The organism is Actinosynnema sp. NPDC020468, from assembly GCF_040642015.1.
Taxonomy (GTDB): domain Bacteria; phylum Actinomycetota; class Actinomycetes; order Mycobacteriales; family Pseudonocardiaceae; genus Actinosynnema.
In genome coordinates, this window is record NZ_JBFAEO010000041.1 from 44,847 (window position 1) to 63,861 (window position 19,015).

Here is a 19,015-nt window from a genome sequence, read left to right on the forward strand (position 1 = left end):
CGAAAAACGTTCCGCCGCGGCGAAATGCTCCTCGCCGACGGCTGTGGCGCGGAACCTACTTTGTGCCTGTTTTGTGGCGCGCAGAAGGAACTTTCACGGCATTTCCGGTGATCCGGGCACACCCGGCGCGAGCTCCGGTGGTGCGTTTCCCGGCCGGCGGAGAGATTTTCCCGGGGCGCACTCCGCCGCACCGCCCGGAAGCGGCACGTGTCATCTCAATTGGTCCCGACGGCGGATCAGATAGGCCGTCTCGGCGGTGTTGCCCGCCAACTCGACGGCTCTGTCGTAGGCCGCGCGCGCCTCGCCGCCGCGGCCCGTCCGGCGCAGCAGGTCGGCCCGGGTGGCGTGGAAGGCGTGGTAGTCGGCCAACCGGGGTTCCAGCCGGTCGACGGCCGCCAGGGCCACCTCCGGCCCGTCCAGTTCGGCGACCGCGACGGCCCGGTTGAGCGCCACGATCGGCGACGGGTCGAGCCGGACCAACCGGTCGTAGAGGGCGAGGACCTGCGACCAGTCGGTGTCACGGATGTCGCGGGCGGAGGTGTGCACGGCGTTGATCGCGGCGAGGACCTGGTAGCGGCCCGGGGTCGCGCCGGCGGCGGCCGCGACGAGGCGCTCGCGGACCAGGTGGTGCCCCTCGGCGATCAGCGCGGTGTCCCACGACCCGCGGTCCTGCTCGTCCAGCGCCACGAGTTCGCCACCCGCCGAGACGCGGGCCACGCGACGGGCCTCGGTGAGCAGCATCAACGCCAGCAGCCCGGCGACCTCGCCGTCCTCGGGCAGCAGCACGCGGATCAGCCGGGTCAGCCGGATCGCCTCGGCGGTCAGGTCGTGGCGCACCGGGTCGGTGTCGGGACCGGTCGCCAGGTAGCCCTCGTTGAACACCAGGAACAGCACGGCGAGCACGCCCGTGACGCGCGCGGGGAGGTCCTCGGCCGACGGCATCCGGTACGGGATGCGGGCCGCCTTGATCTTGGCCTTGGCCCGGGTGATCCGCTGCCCCATCGTGCTCTCGGCCACCAGGAACGCGCGGGCGATCTCGGGCGTGGTCAACCCGCCGACCATCCGCAGCGTCAGCGCCACCCTGGCCTCCACCGCCAGCGCCGGGTGGCAGCAGGTGAAGATCAGCCGGAGCCGGTCGTCGTCGATCGCGCCGAGGGGCTCGGGCGGGTCGTCGTCGTGCGCCATCAGAGCCTCCCTGTGCTTGTCGTCGCGCTTGTGCTCGCGCCGGATCCGGTCGATGGCCCTGCGGTGGGCGGTGGTGGTCAACCAGGCGCCCGGGTTGGGCGGCACGCCGTCGGCGGGCCAGCGCTCGACGGCGGTCGCGAACGCCTCGGCCGCCGCCTCCTCGGCGATGTCGAGGTCACCGAAGCGCCTGGTCAGCGCGGCGACCACCCGGGCCCACTCCTCGCGGTGCACCCGGGCCACCGCCTCCCGCGCGGAACTCAATGGAACGGCCTGACCTCGATCTTGCGGTCGCACACCTTGGAGGCCTCGGTGGCGAGGCGCAGCGCCACGTCCAGGTCGGGCGCCTCCCACACCCAGACGCCGGCGAGGTACTCCTTCGACTCCACGAACGGCCCGTCGCTGAACACCACCTGCTCGCCGCGGTTGTCGACCACGGTGGCCGAGTCGGTGTCCGCGAGCCCGCCCGCGAAGACCCAGTACCCGTCGGCGATCAGCTGCTCGTTGAACGCGCTGATGGCGGGCTGCCGGTCCGTGCTGCCGGGGTCGTCCTTGTCGTCGATCACGGAAACGAGGTAGCGCATGGGTCGATCATCTCCTGTCGGTGCGGGGGTTTTCGGTGTCGAGGGTGGGGTCAGGCCGTCCCGTAGCGCGGGCGCCCGGCCGGGCGGAAGACCTGGATCGTCACGCCCGCCGAGTCGACCCGCGACTCGACCGGGCGCAGCGCGAGGTCCGGGCCGGACTCGGGGAACAGCCGCGCGCCCTGGCCGAGGACCACCGGGACCACGAGCAGCGTCATTTCGTCCACCAGGTCGTTCGCCAGCAGCCACCGGGTCAGCGTGCCGCCGCCGTGCACCTGCAACTCGCCGCCCGGCCGGGCCTTCAGCTCCCGCACCGCGGCCGCGAGGTCGGCGCCCAGCACCGCGGTGCCCGCCCACGCCGGGTCGGTGAGCGTGGTCGAGGCGACGTACTTGGGCCGGGTGTTCAACGCCCGCAGCACGGGCTCCCAGCCGGGCACGTCCCGCTCCGCCCAGGTGCCCCACGAGCCGGCGAACAGCTCGTAGGTCCGGCGGCCGAGCAGGAACGCCTCCGCGCGGGCGTAGGTCTCGTTGATGAACGCGTCGGTCGCGGGGTCGCCCTCGCCGGTGGCCCACCCGCCGCGCTCGAACCCGTTGCGGCGGTCCTCCTCGGAGGCGCCGCCGTTGCCCTGGGTGACGCCGTCGAGCGTGATCTGGGTCATGGTCGTCAGCTTCATGGTCGCGGATCCTCACCGTGGCGCCGCCCCCGGTGGGCGGCTTCACCCACTCCACGAACGCCACCGCCCCGATCCGACACCGCCGGCGGAAATTCCTCGAGGAATTTTTCCCCGACGCCCGGAGGTCAGGGTTCGGGCAGGTAGGCGCGGTGCACGTCGTCCACCGACCACAGGTGCGTCGCGACGTCGGAGGGCAGGGCGGTCATCCGGCGGAAGTGGTCGCGCATCGCCGTGTCGTAGTCCCAGCGGCGTTCCACGAGCTTCGCCGCGCCCTCCACGATCTCCGCCAGGTCCTCGGTCAACCGGACGCGGGACATGCTCGGCGAGCGCGGGCCGTCGTCGTCCACCGGCTCCGGGTCCAGCGCGAACAGGTGCAGGCTCGGGTAGCGGGTCACGTCCGGCAGCACGCTGTAGAACGGCACGCCCGGGAAGTAGTACTCCGGCCAACGGTTGCCGGAGATCGTCAGCCACGGGGTGCCCACCGCGAGCGCGGCCATCGCGAAACCCGAGTGCGGCGACACCAGCACGTCCGCCGCCGCGACCTCCGCCAACTGCTCCACCAGCGGCCGGTCCACCGCCGACACCGACCGCGGCGCCGCGGCCGCCAGTTCGGCGAACTCGGCCGCGTCGTAGGTGCTCGCCGTGCGGCCGTCCGCGCGCAGCTTGCCCACGAACAGGAACTCCGCGCCGGGGAACCGGTCCGCCAGCGCGCCCAGCACCATCCGCCACGACCGCGTCGACGGGTACTGCGACCGCGGCGCGCTGCCACCGGGCAGCACCGCGATCCGCGCACCCGGCCCGCGCGGCGCCGGCGGGATCGGCAGCCGCAGGTGACCCGGCCGGTACCCGACCCGCACGCCGCCCGACCGGAAGTGGGCGCGGGCCTGGTCGAAGTAGCGCGCCAGGCCCGGGAACAGCTCGCGCTGCCACGGTTGCGACGCCCGTTCGTCCTCGACCACCAGGTCCCAGTCGCGGCCGATGCCGGCCAGGGCGGCGGTGAAGTCCGCGCCGCCGTCGAACACGTCCACCGGCACCGCGTGCACCTCGGACACGAACGGGCACAGCTCGGCGAGTTCGACCGGTGTGGCGGCGTTGAGCACCAGGCCGATCCGCAGGTCCGGGTCGGCGAGGTGGTGGCCGTAGCAGCGCTGCACCGCCTCGATCGCGTGCCCGACGGGGTGGCAGTACACGAAGTTCACCAACAGGGATCGGCCCACGCGCCCGATTGTCGGGACCCGGAGCCCGCCCGCGCCACCGGGTTTCCCGGCACCGGCGCGGACCCGGTGCGGTCACGTGGGACAGTGTCGATCTTCAAAACCACCCCGGACGCCCACCAGGAGCACGCATGGCCGTCACCCCGCTGGCCACCACCTTCGACTGCGCCGACCCCGCCGCCCTCGCCCGGTTCTGGGCCGCGTTGCTGGGCACCGACGTCGACCCGCCCGCGTTCCCCGGCGCGGCCACCGTGGGCGCGCACACCGGCGGGCCGTTCTACCTGTTCCAGCGGGTGCGGGAACGACCGGGCGGGCCCAACCGGGTGCACCTGTACTTCACCAGCGACGACCTGGAGGCCGAGACGGACCGGCTGGTGCGGCTGGGCGCCCGGGTCGTGCGCGAGGTCGAGGACCGGGGCCTGCGCTACACCACGTTCGAGGACCCCGAGGGCAACCGGTTCGCGGTCAGCGTCGACTAGACCTCAGGCCTGGTCGAGCACCTCCTCGGCGCGTTCCGGGCTGCCCTCGGCCAGGCCGCGGTCGATCGCGCGGCGGGACGCGAGCCACAGGCACCCGCCGACCAGGAACACGACCACCTCGGTGACGGTCAGCGCCCACACGATGCCCGCCAGGCCGAACCACAGGTTGCCCAGCAGCACGACCGGGACGAACAGGACGCCCTGCGCCGTCGACATCACGATCGCCGCCGCGGCCCGGCCGGTCGCCTGGAACAGCGAGGTGAGCAGACCGGTGAACCCGTTGACCACCATCGCCACCAGTTGCGCGGTGAGGATCGTGACGCCGATCGCCAGCACCGAGCGGTCCGCCGAGAACGCGGAGAACACCTGCTCGCGGAACACCAGCACCGCGGTGGCGAAGACCAGCACCACGCCGCCGACGGTGAGCGCGGACGCCCGCAGCGCGGCGCCGAGCCGGTCCCGGTCGCCCTTGCCGTAGGAGTAGGCCAGCAGCGGGAGCACGCCGATCGTCACGCCCATCACCAGGAACTCCGGCACCTGCGCGATGCGGACCGCGACGCCCATGGCCGCCAGCGCGTCGTCGCCGTAGCCGGACGCGAGGTTGTTGAGCACCAGCGTGGTGACGATCAGGAAGGACGCCTGGAGCAGTTCGCCGACGCCCACGCCGAACACGGGCTTGAGCACGTCCGGCGAGAGCGTGAACCAGCGCGGCGCCAGGCTGACGTGCTCGCTGGTGCGGTGCAGCCACCACGCGAAGTAGCCGACGACGCCGAGGTTCGCGAGCCCCATCGACAGCGCCGCGCCCGCGACACCCCAGTGCAGCACCAGGATGAACAGCACGTCGAGCAGCAGGTTCGCCACCGTGGACCCGACGAGCCCGATCATCACCTGGCGCGCGGCGCCCTCCGCCCGCACGACCTGCTCCAGGCAGAACGCCGCGGCCAGCGCCGGCACGAACGCGAGCAGCACGCCCACGTAGGCGCTCGTCGCGGGCACGGCGGCGGCGTCCGCGCCCAGCGCCGTCACCAGCGGGCGCAGGAAGACCAGCCCGGCGCCGCCCAGGACGACGCCCGCGATCACCGAGCCCCAGACCGCGAACGACGAGACGCGCTTGATGCCCTCGGCCTGCGCCGGATCGCGTTCGGACGCGCCGAGGAGTCGGGAGATCAGCGCGCCGCCGCCGACGCCGAACACGCCGCCGACCGCCATGACCAGGCCGAGCACCGGGGTGGCGAACGTGATCGCGGCGAGCAGCGCGGTGTCGTGGAGCGAGCCGATGAAGCCCGCGTTGACGAGGTTGTGGACCGCGCCGACGATCATCGCGGCGGCCATCGGCACACACAGGTGCACGAGGGCGCGGACGATCGGGGCGGTCGAGAGGTACCAGCGGTTGGTGCCGACGGCGTCGGCCTTCACCGGGGAGTCGAGGGTCGCGGTGCTCATGGCTGCTCCTTTCCGGGGCAGGGTCGTGCGCACGCCGACGTGCGTCGGCGTGGCGAGGGGTGGTGCCGGGTGGGCGGGTTACCGCATCGGTTGCGGCAGCACCGCGGTGATCTTGGTGAGCAGGGCGTGCAGCGCGGCCCGCTCGGCCTCGTCCAACGGGGCGAGGATCGTCTCGTCGGCGGCGGCCATCGCGGCGTCGAACCCGGACACCAGCTCGGCGCCGGTCGGCGTCGCGAAGACGCGCTTGCTGCGCTCGTCACCGGGCTCGGTGCGGCGTTCCACGAGGCCCCGGCGTTCCAGCCCCTGGAGGAGGCTGGACACGCTGGCCGGGCTGGTGCGCGTGACCTGCGCGAGGTCGCGCTGGATCGCGCCGGGGTGTTCGACCAGGTAGCCGAGCGCGAAGCCCTGTTCGAAGGTCAGTTCGCGCGCCCGGATCCAGTCCTCGGCCGCCTTGCGCTGGGCCCACATGATCCAGCGGGTCAGGTCCAGGGTGCCGGTGAGCCTCGGTGCGTCCATGATGAGAAAGCTAATTGTTCGAACTCTAACTGTCAACTCTCGAACTGACGGACGGGCGGGCTGTCTTGCTCACATACCGACCGGTCGGTAGCCTCGGCCGCGTGGCCAACGAACGTGGGATCGACGCGGCGGTGTTCGACTGGGGCGGCGTCATCACGGTGTCCGTGCCGACCTTCATCGACGCCTGGCTGCACGGCGAGGGCATCGACCGGGAGCGCTACGGCGTCACCATGAAGTCGTGGCTCGGCCGCGACGCCGCGCCCGACAACCCCGTGGCCAGGCTGGAAACCGGTGAGCTGCCCGTCGCGGAGTTCGAACGGCTGCTCGCCGCCGAGCTGGTCACCCTCGACGGTCGCGAGGTCGCCTCGCGGGACCTGCTGCGCCGCATGTTCGGCACCGCCCACCCCGACCCGGCGATGGTCGACCTGGTCCGCGAGCTGCGCGCGGCCGGCGTGCGCACCGCGCTGCTGTCCAACAGCTGGGGCGACGGCTACCCCGAAGACCTGCTGCTGGAGCTGTTCGACACCATCGTCATCTCCGGACGCGTGGGCCTGCGCAAACCCGACCCGAGGATCTTCGCCCACACCGTGGAGCGGCTCGGACTGCCCGCCGGCCGGTGCGCGTTCTTCGACGACATGCCGGTCAACGTCGAGGCCGCCGACGCCGCCGGGCTGCGCGCCCACCGGCACACCGACGCCGCCGCCACCCGCGCCGTGCTGACCGACCTCGGCGTGCTCGCGTGACCCCGCCGCCCGGCCTGGACCTCGAGCGGCTCGCCCGGCACCTGGGCACCGGACCGCTGACCGCCGCGCTCATCCCCGGCGGTCGCTCCAACCTCACCTACCGGGTCACCGACGGCGCGCGCCGGTGGGTGCTGCGCCGGCCGCCGCTGGGCCACGTGCTGGCCACCGCGCACGACATGGCCCGCGAGCACCGCGTCCTGGCCGCCCTCGCCGGCACCGCCGTGCCGGTGCCCGCCGTCGAGGGCCTGTGCGAGGACACCGACGTGCTCGGCGCGCCGTTCTACCTCATGAGCGACATGCCCGGGCAGGCCCTGCGGCACCGCGACCAGTGCCCGTGGCTCACCCCCGGGCACGCCCGCGACCTCTCCGACCGGCTGGTCGACGTGCTGGCCGACCTGCACGCCGTCGACCCGGACTCGGTGGGACTGGCCGACTTCGGCCGCCCCGAGGGGTTCCTCGCCCGCCAGGTCGCCCGCTGGGGCAAGCAGCTCGACGCGTCCCGCAGCCGCGACCTGCCCGGCGTCGACGCGCTGCGCGCCACCCTCGCCGACACCGTGCCGACGTCCCGGCGCGCGGCGATCGTGCACGGCGACTACCGGCTGGACAACGTGTTGGTCACCGCCGACCCGGTCGGCATCAGCGCGGTGCTGGACTGGGAGATGGCCACCCTCGGCGACCCGCTCGCCGACCTCGGGCTGCTGCGCGTCTACTGGGAGGGCGTCGGGCTGGAGGACGACCCGATCACCGGCACCGTGCCCGGCCTGCCCGGGTTCGCCGACGCCGACGGCCTCGTGCGGCGCTACGCCGAGCGCAGCGGCACCGACGTCTCCGGCCTCGGCTGGTACACCGCGTTCGGCTACTTCAAGCTCGCGGTGATCCTCGAAGGCATCCACTACCGCTACACCACGGGCCACACCGTGGGCGCGGGCTTCGACCGGATCGGCGACCTGACCGTGCCGCTGGTCCGCCGCGGCCTCGCCGAAACCCGACGGGAGCACTGAATGGACTTCGCCCACGACGCCCGCACCGAGGACCTGCGCGGCCGGCTGCTCGCGTTCATGGCCGAGCACGTGCACCCGGCCGAACCCGTCGCCGCCGCCCAACTCGCCGCCGCGGCCGACCCGTGGGCCCGTCCCGCCGTGCTCGCCGACCTCAAGGCCGAGGCACGCCGCCGCGGCCTGTGGAACCTGTTCCTGCCCGACGCCGAGCACGGCGCGGGCCTCACCAACGTCCAGTACGCGCCGCTCGCCGAGATCACCGGCCACAGCCCCCACCTCGCGCCCGAGGCGCTCAACTGCGCCGCGCCCGACACCGGCAACATGGAGGTGCTGGCCCAGTTCGGCACCCCGGAGCAGCGGCGGCGGTGGCTGCGACCGTTGCTGGACGGGGAGATCCGGTCCGCGTTCTGCATGACCGAACCCGACGTCGCGTCCTCCGACGCCACCAACATCGCCACCCGCGTCGAGCGCGACGGCGACCACTACGTGATCAACGGCCGCAAGTGGTGGTCCTCCGGCGCGATGAACCCCGACTGCGCGATCCTCGTGGTGATGGGCCGCACCGATCCCACCGCCGACCGGCACCGGCAGCAGAGCATGATCCTCGTGCCGCGCGACACCCCGGGCGTGACGGTGCGCCGCGGCATGCACGTCTTCGGCTACACCGACGCCTCGCACGGCGGTCACGCCGAGATCGACTTCACCGACGTCCGGGTGCCCGCCGCGAACCTGGTCGCGGGCGAGGGCGAGGGTTTCGCGATCGCCCAGGCGCGCCTGGGCCCCGGCCGCGTCCACCACTGCATGCGCCTGATCGGCATGGCCGAGCGCGCCCTGGAACTCCTGTGCCGCCGGGTGACCGCCCGCACCGCCTTCGGTCGCCCGCTGGCCGATCAGGGCGTCGTCCGCGAGTGGATCGCCGAGTCCCGGGTCCGCATCGAGCAGTCCCGCCTCCTGGTGCTGAAAACCGCGTGGCTCATGGACACCGTGGGGAACAAGGGCGCGCACACGGAGATCCAGGCCATCAAGGTCGGCACCCCGCTGATGGCGGAATGGGTGCTGGACAAGGCGATCCAGGCGCACGGCGCGGCCGGCGTGAGCCAGGACCACCCGCTCGCCGAATTGTGGGCGTCGGCCCGCACCCTGCGCCTGGCCGACGGCCCCGACGAGGTCCACCGCGTGTCGCTGGCCAAACGGGAACTGCGCAGGCACACCTGACCGATCGGCACCGGGTCGCCTGGAAATGCATTCCGTCGGAATCTATTCGCGACCGGGCGGCCGGCGCGCCGGAATTACCGTTTTCGGCAACCGAAGACCGTAGCCGAACTCCGCCGAAGAGATCACCGCACGGGTGCCGGCACCGGTTCGACCGCGCGCCGGACGGGTGGCGCCCGAGTGGATCACGGGTTTCTTTCGGTGGCGCTGATAAATTCGGCCCGGTCAGCGGCGGTCAATTCCGGAAGGAATGGGTGGATGAGCACACTGATCGGTCGGTTCGTCGCGGTGGTGGCGTTGTTGTCGGCAACCCTCCTCACCTCGGGAGGTGTCGGCGTCGCCGCTCCCGGTTCCCCGTTGCCGGCCGAGGACTGGCGGTCGCGGATGAACAACAAGTGTCTGGAGATCCTCAGTCTGGACAACTCCAACGGGGCGCACGTCGGCACCTGGGACTGCTGGGGTGGTGCCAACCAGAAGTGGTACTGGGGGAACGACGGCGAGATTCGCTCCAGAATGAACAACAAATGCCTGGAGATCCTGAGTCTGAACAACGCCAACGGAGCGCACGTCGGCGCCTGGGACTGCTGGGGCGGCGCGAACCAGAAGTGGTACATCGGCAATGACGGCGAGATTCGCTCCAGGATGAACAACAAGTGCCTGGAGATCCTCAGCCTGAACAACGCGAACGGGGCGCACGCGGGCACCTGGGACTGCTGGGGCGGCGCCAACCAGAAGTGGTACCCGTTCTAGACCTCCGGGCGCGGTCCCGCGGCGCGGCCGGATCGGCGGCGCCGCGGGACCGTCCGGCTGTCGAGGGGGCCGGGTGGGACGACCACCCGTTGTGCGGTCGGCTTGACGTCGCACCACAATTGCAGTGCCCCCTCGATGCGGTCGACCCCGCGGAAACCAGGTGACCCAGTGACTCGCGTGGATGTCGTGGACGTGCTGCTCGTCGAGGACGACGACGGCGACGCGTTGATGATCGAGGAGATCTTCGAGGAGCACCGGATCCCCAACCGGCTGCACCGGGTGCACAACGGCGTCGAGGCGATGGAGTTCCTGCGGCGCGACGGCGGTCATCGCGACGCGCCGCGGCCCGCGCTCGTGCTGCTGGACCTGAACATGCCGCGGATGAACGGCCACGAGGTGCTCGACGCGGTCAAGCGGGACGGTGACCTCAAGCGGATCCCCGTGGTCGTGTTCACCACCTCGAACGCGGACGAGGACGTGACGCGGTGCTACCACTCGATGGCCAACGCCTACGTCGCCAAACCCGCCGACTACGACGGGTTCGGGGCCACCGTGCACACCATCGACCGCTTCTTCTGCTCCGTGGCGCAGCGACCGGCCTGAGCGGCTACCAGTACTGCCGGCGCGTGCCGTCGGTGTCGGCGACGAACACGACCGCGTCCGAGCAGGCCAGGTCCGCCGGGTCCAGCGGCAGGTGGCCGGGCACGATCGGGTCGCCCGCGCCGATCGACGGTGGCAGCGCGGCGCGCAGGGCCGGTGTCGGGAACAGTGCCCGCCGGGTGGTCGCCTCGGCCAGCGCGCCCTGGAGGGTGCCCGGGACGGCGCGCGGGTTGGCGTCGGTCGCCACGACCACGTAGCCCTCGCCGAGGGTGGGCGCGATCAGCGCGCCCGCGTTCCCCCAGGACGTGCCGGGCGACCGGTGCAGGTGCGCGTTGTGCGCGAACACCAGGCTCGGCCCGCGCGACCGCTCCCGCGCGACGATCGCGAGCAGGTTCCCGGCCATCATCTCGGCGCGCACGCCCAGCAGCGTCCCGATCCGGTCGGGCCCGTCCTCGGCCATCGCCGCGTGGTAGCGCAACAGCCCCAGGGCGGTGCGGGCGTGCGTCGCGGCGAGATCGTGGGCCTCCGGGTCGACCGGGCGCAGGGCGGGCGCGGCCCGACGCAGGGCGCTCGCCAGGTCGTCGGCGACGACGCGCAGCGCCCGGGCGCGGTCCGAGCCGCCGATCGACGCCGCCGGGTCGTACATCGCCCGTTCGTTCGCCCAGTCCGCGTCCTCGCCCAGCAGCACGTCGAGTTCGCGGGCCGATCGGGGGCGCAGCGCGCGCGGCAGGTGGTCGTGGACCGCGCGCAGCGAGCGTCGCGGGCTCGGCGCGCCCGCGTACTCGACCGGGCCGTCGAACCCGTGGAAGCGCACCCGGTCCTCAGGCGCGCGGTCGGCGTTGTGCTCGCGCAACCACGACACGAGGGCGCGGTTGCCCGGCACGGCGCCGAAACCGTGGCTGAAGCCGGTCGTGAGCACGGTGTCGATCTCCCCCTCCCCGCCGGTCACGTAGGCGTCGACCGCGGCCGCCGCCAGGACGTCGGTCTCCAGCACGACCGACCGGTACCCCCGGTGCACCAGGTGGGCCAGGAGTTCGTTGCGCAGCAAGGGGAACGCCTCGATCCCGTGGGTCGGCTCGCCGAGGCCCAGCAGCACGGGCGGCTCGGGGCCGAACAGGGTGTCGAAGGCACGGCCGAGGGCGGCCGCGTCGTCGAGCGGACGGGCGAGGGCGTGCAGCGTGGCGACGGGCATGGGTGTTCCTTCCGGATTCGGACCACCCTCGAAGGTATCGTTGAAGAATCGGGTGAGGTTCTGCCGACGTCCACCTGGGGTTGTCCGGAAAAAAGCTCAAACGGAGGTTCAGGATGCGGCCCGTCGACCTGGCCCGGGAGCACGGGTTGTCCGCGCAGACCGTCCGCAACTACGACGACGCGGGCGTCCTCCCGCCGACCGCGCGCGGCGAGACCGGCCACCGGCGCTACACACCCCTGCACGCCCAGGCCCTGCGCGCGTTCCTCGCGCTGCGCCGGGGTCACGGGCACCGGCAGGCCGTCGAGATCATGCGCGCGACCCACCGCGGCGACACCGAGTCCGCCTTCCGCCTCCTCGACGCCGCCCACGTCGCGCTGGTCGCCGAACGGGCCACCCGCGCCGAGGTGGCGGCCGCGCTCGGGAGCCTGTCCACCGCGCCGCCCACCACGCCCGCCGGCCGGCCGCTGACCGTGGGCGAACTCGCGCGCCGGCTCGGCGTGCACCCGGCGACGGTGCGCACCTGGGAGGTCGCGGGCATCCTGCGGCCGGGGCGCGACCGGGCGACGGGCCACCGCGAGTTCGGGCCGGAGTGCGTGCGCGACGCCGAGATCGCCCGGCAGCTGCGCCGGGGCGGGCACCCGCTGAGCCGGATCGCCCGGTTCGTGACGGCGCTGCGCGAGGCGGGCGGGACGGAGGCGCTGAGCGCGTTCCTCGACGCCTGGCAGGACCGGCTGACCGCGCGCGGCCGCGACCTGCTCGCCGGCGCCGCCCGGTTCGATGCGTACCTCGAGCTGCCGGGTTGACCTTGACCCTGCGTCAAGGCGGAGCGTGGCCGCATGACGAACAGGACCACCCCGCCCCGGCCGGTGCCGCCGATCGGCGGGTTCCAGGAGGTCGACGGCCGGCGGATCTTCGTGCACCGGACGGGCCGCGGCGGTCCGGCCGCGGTGTTCCTGCCGGGCGCGGGCGCGGTCGGGCTGGACTACCTCGGCGTGCAGGAGGAGGTCGCCCGGTTCACCACCGCCGTCGGGTACGACCGGGGCGGCACGGGCTACAGCGACCCGCTCCCGTTGCCCCGCACGGCCGCCGCGGTCGCGGCGGAGCTCCGCGCGCTGCTGCGCGCCCAAGGCCTCCCGGGTCCTCACGTACTGGTGGCGCACTCCCTCGGCGGCCTCTACGCGCACCGGTTCGCGCAGCTGTACCCGGGCGACGTGGCCGGCCTGGTGTGGCTCGACGCGCTGCACCGCGACTGGGACCGGTTCCTGCCGCCCTCTTCGAGCCTGGCCGCGTGCGAGCGGAGGGCGCCGGACCTGGCGCGGCTCGAACAGGTGCGGACGGCGTTGCGCGAGAACCACGCCCGGCTGCGCGTGGACTTCCCGGCGCACGTGCGGGAACCGTTGCTGGACGCGAAGGTCGGCACCGAGTGGCTCCGGGTGGGGCTCGCCGAACGCCGCGCGCTGGTCGCCGCGGCGGCCGAACTGCGCGCTGGACCGGACCTCCCCGACGTCCCGGTGGTCGCGCTCACCGCGCTGGGCCCCGACCCGGTCCTGGACGGGCGGACGACGCGGGAGGTGCACGAGGGCAAGGCCCGCCTGGGCGCGGCCCTGGTGGGCGCGGTGTCCCGGGGCGAGCAGCGCGTCCTCACCGACACCCTGCACCACCGGCTCTGCTTCGACCGCCCCGAGGCCGTGGTCCAGGCGGTCCGCGACGTCGTGGACCTGGCGCGGTCGTGACGTCCGACGACCCGCGGTCCGTGCTCACGATCGGGCGGCTCGCGGCGGCCGCCGGCGTGACCGTGCGCGCCGTCCGCCACTACCACCAGGTCGGACTGCTGCCCGAACCCGAGCGCGACGCCTCCGGGTACCGCCGCTACGGCCCGCAGGACGTGGTGGCGCTGATCCGGATCCGGACGCTCGCCGCCGCCGGCGTGCCGCTGGCCCGCGTCCACGCGCTCCTGCGCGCCCGCCCGGCCGAGTTCGCGGCCGCTCTCGCCGACCTCGACGCCGACCTGCGGGACGCGATCGGGCACCTCGCCGAACGACGCCGGCTGATCGCCGACCTGGCCGCCGGCGACCGGCTCCTCCTGCCACCCGAGGTGGTCGCGTTCCTGAACCGGCTGCGCCGCCTGGGCGCGGGCGAGTCGCGGCTGCGGCGGGAGCGCGACTCGTGGATCCTGGCGCGGGCGCTGGACCCGGGCGCCGTGCGCCGGCGGCTCCGGGAGCGCAACGCCGCGCTCGACGACCCCGAGACCGCGCGGCTGCTGATCGCCGAGGACCGGGACGGCTGACGAGGGTCAGCGCGGCGCGGTGTCCGGGGAGGTGAAGCGCTCCCAGGCGGCCCGGCGGTCCTCCGGCGCGGCCTCCTCCTGCTCCGCGCAGTCCAGCCGCAGGTGCCGGTCGCCGAACGGCTCGTCCACGAACGCGCAGTGGTGGGGGTTGCGCGGGTCGGCGTGCACGTGCGGTCGGAAGTGTCGGCAGGTGACGCACATCCGCTGGGGCGAGATCTCACCCGCCTCCTGGAGCGCGCGGACGAGGGTGACCAACGAGCGCAGCAGCGCGGTCTGCTCGGCGGGGTCCAGCGCGTCGACCGCGCGCACCAGGACGGCGGGCCACTCCGCGGCGCGGTCGGCGACCTCCTCGCCCGCCGCGGTGAGGCGCAGCGTGATCGACCGCCGGTCCGGTCCCGGTTCCTTCACGACCAGGCCCTTGGTCACGAGGGTGTTGACCGCGGTGCTCGCGGTGGGCGCGGAGACCCCGAGGAGTCCGGCCAGCGCGCCCAGGCCGGTGCCCGGGCGTTCGCGCAGCACCCTCAGCGCCTGGGCCTGGGTCGGTGTCACGCCCGCCGGCCCGGCGCCCTTCCAGGCCTGGCTCTTGAGCACCTGGCCGATCGTGGCCAACCCGCCCGTGACGCGTTGCGCCACCGGCTCGCCCAGTGCGTCGAAGATCCCCGACATGATTCGTTCGAACTCCTAAAAGTTGGCCTTGACAACCGATCTCCGCCGGATCGATAGTACTCCTAACAATACGGCACGAGGGGTTCGGCGCGACGGGCGCCGCGCCCGTCGCCGGCGGACGAGGAGAGACGAACCGATGACCCGTGTGGAGCTGATCGAGCCGACGAACGCGAGCGGCGACGCCAAGGCCGTGCTGGAGGAGATCACCGCCGCGTTCGGCGTGACGCCCGCCATGTTCCGCGCCGTGGCCAACTCCCCCGCCGCGCTCACCATGATGTGGGCCGGGTTCGGCGCGCTGGGCGGCGGCCGGCTGGGCGCGCGGCTCGGCGAGCAGATCGCCGTGCTGGTGGCCGACCGCAACCGGTGCGAGTACTGCCTCGCCGCCCACACCGCGCTCGGCCGCAAGGCGGGCGTCCCGGCCGAGGAGATGCACGAGGCGCAGGCGGGCCGGTCGCACGACCCGCGCACCGCCGCCGCGCTCGACTTCGCCGCCAAGCTGGTGGAGAACCGGGCGCAGGTGACCGACGCGGACGTCGAGGCGCTGCGCGCGGCGGGCCTCGACGACGGCGAGGTGGTGGAACTGGTGGCGCACGTCGCGCTCAACCTGTTCACCAACTACGTCAACGTCGCGCTCTCGGTGCCGCTGGACTTCCCGAAGGTCGCCCTGCGCGGGTGATCGACGGCACTGTTGCCAGCGATGTGCAGTAGTGTCGCTCACGTTCCGACGGACTCCGGCGAGAGGAACGTGGACGTGGACAGTCGTCTCGACAGCGGTGTCGCCCGGGAGTGGGTTCGCAGGTGGGACCGCCAGCAGGAGCGCTACATCGCCGACCGCGAGGAGCGGTTCCGGATCATCGGCGACGTCGTGGAGCGGGTGTGTGAGGGCGTCGACGCGCCGGTTGTGGTCGACCTCGGGTGCGGACCGGGGTCGTTGACCACGCGGTTGCGGGAGCGGCTGGCGGGTCGGGTCGTCGGCGTGGACGCGGACCGCTTCCTGCTGGAGTTGGCCCACGCCACCGACTCCGGGGCCGACTACCTGCACGCCGACCTGACCGCGCCCGGCTGGACCGACGGTGTGGGCGGCAAGTGGGACGCGGCCGTGTCGACCACGGCGCTGCACTGGTTGCGACCCGAGGACCTGGCCGCGCTCTACCGGGAGTTGGCGGAGGTGATCAGGCCCGGCGGCGTGCTGGTCGACGGTGACCACCTCCGCGAGCCGCAGCCGACGCTGCGCGACCTGGCGGCGCACGTGCGCGACCGGCGGGCCGAGCGGGCCGGTGTCACCGGCAACGAGGAGTGGCGGCGGTGGTGGGAGTCCGTACGCGCCGACCCGCACCTCACCGGGCTCTTCACCACCGAGGAGCTGTCCTGCCGGCACGGCGGCTACGGCAACGGGCTCGGGCCGGACGAGCACGTGGCGATGCTGCGCTCGGCCGGGTTCGCCGAGGCGGGTGTGGTCTGGCAGTACGGGGACGACCACGTGCTGGTCGCCGTGCGCTGACCGGGAACGGCCGCGTGCCACCAAAGGAGGAACGGGTGTCCGCACCAGTGCGTTGGCACCACGCCGGGAGTGGGCTCTGGTTGGTGGGTGGGCGTCGGCGCTGAGGGAGCGGTCGGGCAGGTCGCCGCCGCGACCGACGCGGCGACGGTGCTCCAGGCCGGGCGGGACGCGGTGTACGTGCGGGTCGACGTGCCCGCCGTCCGGCCCGATCCGGACGACGCCGCGCTGGACCTGTCGGCCGACCGGCTCGCGGCGGCGATGGACCGGCAGTGGCGCGCGGCCGCGCGGGGCCGGCGGCTCGTGGAGCCCGCGCCGTTGCCGATCCGGTGGCGGCGTGTCGGTGACCGACTCGCCGGACCGCCGGACGAGGCCACCCGGTACCGGGGCGGCGGGGCGTCGTTCGACCCGCTGCCCGGCCTCGAACCCGTGCGGCCCGAACGGTTCCACGAGGGCGACCGCGCCGCGCTGTTCGCGGTCTACGGCGGCCTGCCGTCCGGACGGCTGGTCGTCGCGGGCGGTCCGGGCACGGGCAAGAGCTCCGCCGCGGTGTTGCTGCTGCTCGACGCGCTGCACCACCGCGCGCGGGCGTCGGCCGGGCAGCGGTCGCGGATTCCGGTGCCGGTGCTGTTCACCCTGCGCGACTGGACGCCGATCACGACACCGGTGGACGACTGGCTCGTGCTGAAGCTGTCGGAGATCCCGTTGCTGCGCGGGCGGTCCGGCCGCGAGTCCGCCCGGCGGCTGCTCGACCGCGGCCGGATCGCGGTGTTCCTCGACGGCCTGGACGAACTGCCCGAACCCTCCCGGTCCCAGGCGTTGCGGGCACTCGGCGAGCAGGCCGCGTTCCGGCTCGTCCTGCTCTCCCGCACCACCGACCTCGCGGCGGCGGCCCGGCGGCACGTGCTGACCAGCGCCGCCGTCGTGGAACTGCGCCCGCTGCGCGCCGCCGACGCCGCCGGGTACCTGCTGCGCCCGGTCGCGCACCCCGCGCCGCGGCCGTGGCGCGCGCTCACCGAGGCCCTGGTGGGGACGGACGGCCCCGTCCCCCGCGCCCTCACCACCCCGCTGGCGGTCACCCTGCTGCGCGACGTCTACGCGCCGGGCTCGACCGTGCGCGGAATCGGCCCGGTGGACGAACTCCTCGACACCGCGCGGTTCCCCGACGCGGACGCGATCACCCGCCACCTGCTCGCCCACGCCGTCACGGCCGCCTACAGCCCGAGTCCCGGCCGGCCCGCGCCCCGGTACCGCGAGCAGACCGCGCTGCGCGCGCTCACCCTGATCGCCCGCCACCTCGGCGACCGGCACTCCCGCGACCTCACCTGGTGGACCATCGCCGCCTGGCTGCCCACCCCGCTGCGCGTCCTGCTGGGCTGCGCCGCCGCGATGCTCCTCACCGGGTCCGCCTACGGCGCGGCGAGCCTGCTCGCCGGCGGACTCGGCACCTGGCCGCGGGTCTGGCGGGAGATCGCGCCCTGGTACGCGTTGGTCGACGGGTTCCCCACCGGGCTCGCGGCCGTGCTCGCGTTCACCCTCACCACGTCACCGCGCCGCGCCGCGCGGGTGTGCGCGACCGCGGCGGGCGGACTCGCGGCGGCGCTCGTCCCCGGCCTCCTGCTCGGCGGCTGGGGGTTGAGCGCGTCCGCGTTCGGGACGACCTTCGCGATCACCTACGGCGTCACGTCCAGGCTGCGCGGCACGGCGGTCCTCAAATCGCTCGCCGTCACCCGGGGATTCCGGTCGACCAGGCGGATCGGCGTCGCGCTGCTGATCGGGCTCGCCTTCGGCGTCGCGATCGGCGTGTTCGGCGGGTGCTACTTCCTGCTCCAGGGCGGGGACCTGTCCGGCGCCACCGGCTTCGGCCTGTCGGGGCTCCTCTGGTCACTGGCGATCATCACCCCGCTGACCTGGCTGACCGGCGCGTTCACCTGCGACCCCACCGCGCACGACGGCACCGGACCGGCCGGACCGGTCGACGCCTGGCGCGGCGACTTCCTGCTGTGGATGCTCGTCGGCACGGCGTACGGCCTGGGCACGGGGCTCAGCAACTGGCTGGCCTACGACGGTTCCGTCTACGCCATCGCCGACGGCCGGCTGACCCTGCTCGCCGAGGCCCTGCTCAGCGGCCTGGCCACGGGCACCGCCACCGGCGTCGTCCTCGCCCGGTCGTGGCCGACCACCGTGACCCAACTCTGGTTCACCCTCCGCCACCGCACCCCGCTGCGCCTGGGCCGCTTCCTCGCCGACTGCGAGAGCCGCCACCTGCTGCGCACCGTCGGCCCGATCTACCAGTTCCGGCACGCCACCCTCCAGGACCACCTCGGCGGGCGGTGATCGAGGGGTCGCCTACCACGAGCGCGACGCGATCGGGCGGTGATGTGGGGGGTTTCTCCTTGCCTGATGCATTTCACCGATTCCACCCCGGTTGGCAACCCGGCCGGGTTAGCTTGTCGATCATGAGTGAACAGAACACGGCCGGTGCCGGTGGCCGTCCGACCGCGATCGGGACCCGGCGCGTGGCGGTCGTCGCGGCGCTGGTCGGCACGGCGCTGCTCGGCCTGACCGCCTGCTCCGGCGGCACCACCACGACGGCCGGCGGCACGACGACCGGTACCACGGCCGGCACCACGAGCGCCGCCCGCCAGGAAACGACCACCACCGCGGCCGCCGCGCCCACCACGACCAAGTCGGACAAGGCGGCGGGCACGGCGAAGCTGCCCGCCGACCTGCCCGCGGGCCTGGTCCTGCCGGACAGCGACCTGATCGAGGTCTCCGGCGCCGCCGGCGCGCGGGTGCTGGTCTTCAAGGGCGACGAGAGCGTCGCCGAGGCCTACCACACCGCGCTGACCGGCAAGGGCTACATGGTCGTCGGCACCACCACGGCGTTCACCGCGACCAAGTCCACCTCCACCGTCGTGGTCACCGCCGACGGCGACACCGTCACGCTGACCGTCGCCGGCGCCTGACACCGCCCTCG

21 protein-coding genes are annotated in these 19,015 nt (G+C 73.8%); 13 read left to right on the forward strand and 8 right to left on the reverse strand.

The annotated features are described in order from the left end of the window. Positions 1–210: 210 nt before the first annotated feature. The 4 genes from AB0G50_RS26235 to AB0G50_RS26250 all read right to left on the reverse strand — a co-directional run bounded on the left by AB0G50_RS26235 (position 211) and on the right by AB0G50_RS26250 (position 3,654). On the reverse strand, positions 211–1,446 hold the full coding sequence (locus AB0G50_RS26235; protein ID WP_360113235.1) for a sigma-70 family RNA polymerase sigma factor: 1,236 nt from the start codon (positions 1,444–1,446) through the stop codon (positions 211–213). After that, positions 1,443–1,766 (reverse strand): YciI family protein, encoded by a 324-nt coding sequence (locus AB0G50_RS26240; RefSeq protein ID WP_360113237.1) that lies wholly within the window; start codon positions 1,764–1,766, stop codon positions 1,443–1,445. Before AB0G50_RS26240 ends, AB0G50_RS26235 begins: the two co-directional genes overlap by 4 nt. 50 nt (positions 1,767–1,816) lie before the next feature. Continuing rightward, complete coding sequence (locus AB0G50_RS26245) at positions 1,817–2,437, reverse strand: dihydrofolate reductase family protein (protein WP_360113239.1); 621 nt, start codon at positions 2,435–2,437, stop codon at positions 1,817–1,819. Between the two features lie 125 nt (positions 2,438–2,562). Beyond that, a complete protein-coding gene (locus tag AB0G50_RS26250; RefSeq protein ID WP_360113241.1) occupies positions 2,563–3,654 on the reverse strand; it encodes a hypothetical protein in 1,092 nt (363 codons plus the stop codon). 128 nt (positions 3,655–3,782) lie between these two features. Between AB0G50_RS26250 and AB0G50_RS26255 the strand changes: the two genes are divergently transcribed. Further along, positions 3,783–4,130: a VOC family protein gene (locus AB0G50_RS26255; RefSeq protein WP_360113243.1), complete on the forward strand. Its 348-nt coding sequence runs from the start codon at positions 3,783–3,785 to the stop codon at positions 4,128–4,130. 3 nt (positions 4,131–4,133) lie between these two features. Here AB0G50_RS26255 and AB0G50_RS26260 read toward each other — a convergent pair whose 3' ends face one another. Continuing rightward, the gene (locus tag AB0G50_RS26260; RefSeq protein WP_360113245.1) at positions 4,134–5,573 is read right to left on the reverse strand and encodes an MATE family efflux transporter; all 1,440 of its coding nucleotides are present in this window, start codon (positions 5,571–5,573) and stop codon (positions 4,134–4,136) included. A gap of 78 nt (positions 5,574–5,651) precedes the next feature. Beyond that, on the reverse strand, positions 5,652–6,089 hold the full coding sequence (locus tag AB0G50_RS26265; RefSeq protein ID WP_360113247.1) for a MarR family transcriptional regulator: 438 nt from the start codon (positions 6,087–6,089) through the stop codon (positions 5,652–5,654). Between the two features lie 101 nt (positions 6,090–6,190). On the opposite strand from AB0G50_RS26265, the gene AB0G50_RS26270 reads away from it, so the two are divergent. From AB0G50_RS26270 to AB0G50_RS26290, 5 genes are all read left to right on the forward strand, one after another. Further along, entirely contained in the window at positions 6,191–6,832 is a 642-nt protein-coding gene (locus tag AB0G50_RS26270; protein WP_360113249.1) for an HAD family phosphatase, read from the forward strand. Then, positions 6,829–7,833 (forward strand): phosphotransferase family protein, encoded by a 1,005-nt coding sequence (locus AB0G50_RS26275; RefSeq protein WP_360113251.1) that lies wholly within the window; start codon positions 6,829–6,831, stop codon positions 7,831–7,833. Before AB0G50_RS26270 ends, AB0G50_RS26275 begins: the two co-directional genes overlap by 4 nt. Further along, entirely contained in the window at positions 7,834–9,045 is a 1,212-nt protein-coding gene (locus AB0G50_RS26280; RefSeq protein ID WP_360113253.1) for an acyl-CoA dehydrogenase family protein, read from the forward strand. It begins immediately after the preceding gene. 255 nt (positions 9,046–9,300) lie between these two features. Continuing rightward, complete coding sequence (locus AB0G50_RS26285) at positions 9,301–9,792, forward strand: RICIN domain-containing protein (RefSeq protein ID WP_360113255.1); 492 nt, start codon at positions 9,301–9,303, stop codon at positions 9,790–9,792. 135 nt (positions 9,793–9,927) lie between these two features. Continuing rightward, positions 9,928–10,395, forward strand: a complete 468-nt coding sequence (locus AB0G50_RS26290; protein ID WP_360113257.1) for a response regulator — start codon at positions 9,928–9,930, stop codon at positions 10,393–10,395. 4 nt (positions 10,396–10,399) lie between these two features. On the opposite strand, the gene AB0G50_RS26295 is transcribed toward AB0G50_RS26290, so the two are convergent. Next, positions 10,400–11,584, reverse strand: coding sequence for an erythromycin esterase family protein (locus AB0G50_RS26295; protein WP_360113259.1), 1,185 nt, complete (start codon positions 11,582–11,584; stop codon positions 10,400–10,402). Positions 11,585–11,697: 113 nt separating this feature from the next. On the opposite strand from AB0G50_RS26295, the gene AB0G50_RS26300 reads away from it, so the two are divergent. Genes AB0G50_RS26300 through AB0G50_RS26310 form a run of 3 tightly spaced genes read left to right on the forward strand, consistent with a single transcriptional unit; the run spans position 11,698 to position 13,871 of the window. Further along, positions 11,698–12,387, forward strand: coding sequence for a MerR family transcriptional regulator (locus AB0G50_RS26300; RefSeq protein WP_360113261.1), 690 nt, complete (start codon positions 11,698–11,700; stop codon positions 12,385–12,387). 33 nt (positions 12,388–12,420) lie between these two features. Beyond that, entirely contained in the window at positions 12,421–13,317 is an 897-nt protein-coding gene (locus AB0G50_RS26305; RefSeq protein ID WP_360113263.1) for an alpha/beta hydrolase, read from the forward strand. Then, a complete protein-coding gene (locus tag AB0G50_RS26310; RefSeq protein ID WP_360113265.1) occupies positions 13,314–13,871 on the forward strand; it encodes a MerR family transcriptional regulator in 558 nt (185 codons plus the stop codon). Before AB0G50_RS26305 ends, AB0G50_RS26310 begins: the two co-directional genes overlap by 4 nt. 6 nt (positions 13,872–13,877) lie before the next feature. Here AB0G50_RS26310 and AB0G50_RS26315 read toward each other — a convergent pair whose 3' ends face one another. Beyond that, on the reverse strand, positions 13,878–14,537 hold the full coding sequence (locus AB0G50_RS26315; protein WP_360113267.1) for a MarR family winged helix-turn-helix transcriptional regulator: 660 nt from the start codon (positions 14,535–14,537) through the stop codon (positions 13,878–13,880). Positions 14,538–14,673: 136 nt separating this feature from the next. On the opposite strand from AB0G50_RS26315, the gene AB0G50_RS26320 reads away from it, so the two are divergent. The 4 genes from AB0G50_RS26320 to AB0G50_RS26335 all read left to right on the forward strand — a co-directional run bounded on the left by AB0G50_RS26320 (position 14,674) and on the right by AB0G50_RS26335 (position 19,004). Beyond that, a complete protein-coding gene (locus tag AB0G50_RS26320) occupies positions 14,674–15,213 on the forward strand; it encodes a peroxidase-related enzyme (protein ID WP_360113269.1) in 540 nt (179 codons plus the stop codon). Between the two features lie 75 nt (positions 15,214–15,288). Beyond that, positions 15,289–16,038: a class I SAM-dependent methyltransferase gene (locus AB0G50_RS26325; RefSeq protein ID WP_360113271.1), complete on the forward strand. Its 750-nt coding sequence runs from the start codon at positions 15,289–15,291 to the stop codon at positions 16,036–16,038. An 87-nt stretch (positions 16,039–16,125) separates the two neighbouring features. Continuing rightward, positions 16,126–18,372, forward strand: a complete 2,247-nt coding sequence (locus AB0G50_RS26330; protein ID WP_360113273.1) for a hypothetical protein — start codon at positions 16,126–16,128, stop codon at positions 18,370–18,372. 122 nt (positions 18,373–18,494) lie between these two features. After that, entirely contained in the window at positions 18,495–19,004 is a 510-nt protein-coding gene (locus tag AB0G50_RS26335; RefSeq protein ID WP_360113275.1) for a hypothetical protein, read from the forward strand. Positions 19,005–19,015: the final 11 nt, after the last annotated feature.

Bases quoted from the DNA above. Each gene is read 5' to 3' on its own strand.
- AB0G50_RS26240 (WP_360113237.1), bottom strand. From the start codon at position 1,766: ATGCGCTACCTCGTTTCCGTGATCGACGACAAGGACGACCCCGGCAGC.
- AB0G50_RS26245 (WP_360113239.1), bottom strand. From the start codon at position 2,437: ATGAAGCTGACGACCATGACCCAGATCACGCTCGACGGCGTCACCCAG.
- AB0G50_RS26255 (WP_360113243.1), top strand. From the start codon at position 3,783: ATGGCCGTCACCCCGCTGGCCACCACCTTCGACTGCGCCGACCCCGCC.
- AB0G50_RS26260 (WP_360113245.1), bottom strand. From the start codon at position 5,573: ATGAGCACCGCGACCCTCGACTCCCCGGTGAAGGCCGACGCCGTCGGC.
- AB0G50_RS26265 (WP_360113247.1), bottom strand. From the start codon at position 6,089: ATGGACGCACCGAGGCTCACCGGCACCCTGGACCTGACCCGCTGGATC.
- AB0G50_RS26280 (WP_360113253.1), top strand. From the start codon at position 7,834: ATGGACTTCGCCCACGACGCCCGCACCGAGGACCTGCGCGGCCGGCTG.
- AB0G50_RS26285 (WP_360113255.1), top strand. From the start codon at position 9,301: ATGAGCACACTGATCGGTCGGTTCGTCGCGGTGGTGGCGTTGTTGTCG.
- AB0G50_RS26290 (WP_360113257.1), top strand. From the start codon at position 9,928: ATGCGGTCGACCCCGCGGAAACCAGGTGACCCAGTGACTCGCGTGGAT.
- AB0G50_RS26295 (WP_360113259.1), bottom strand. From the start codon at position 11,584: ATGCCCGTCGCCACGCTGCACGCCCTCGCCCGTCCGCTCGACGACGCG.
- AB0G50_RS26300 (WP_360113261.1), top strand. From the start codon at position 11,698: ATGCGGCCCGTCGACCTGGCCCGGGAGCACGGGTTGTCCGCGCAGACC.
- AB0G50_RS26305 (WP_360113263.1), top strand. From the start codon at position 12,421: ATGACGAACAGGACCACCCCGCCCCGGCCGGTGCCGCCGATCGGCGGG.
- AB0G50_RS26315 (WP_360113267.1), bottom strand. From the start codon at position 14,537: ATGTCGGGGATCTTCGACGCACTGGGCGAGCCGGTGGCGCAACGCGTC.
- AB0G50_RS26320 (WP_360113269.1), top strand. From the start codon at position 14,674: ATGACCCGTGTGGAGCTGATCGAGCCGACGAACGCGAGCGGCGACGCC.
- AB0G50_RS26335 (WP_360113275.1), top strand. From the start codon at position 18,495: ATGAGTGAACAGAACACGGCCGGTGCCGGTGGCCGTCCGACCGCGATC.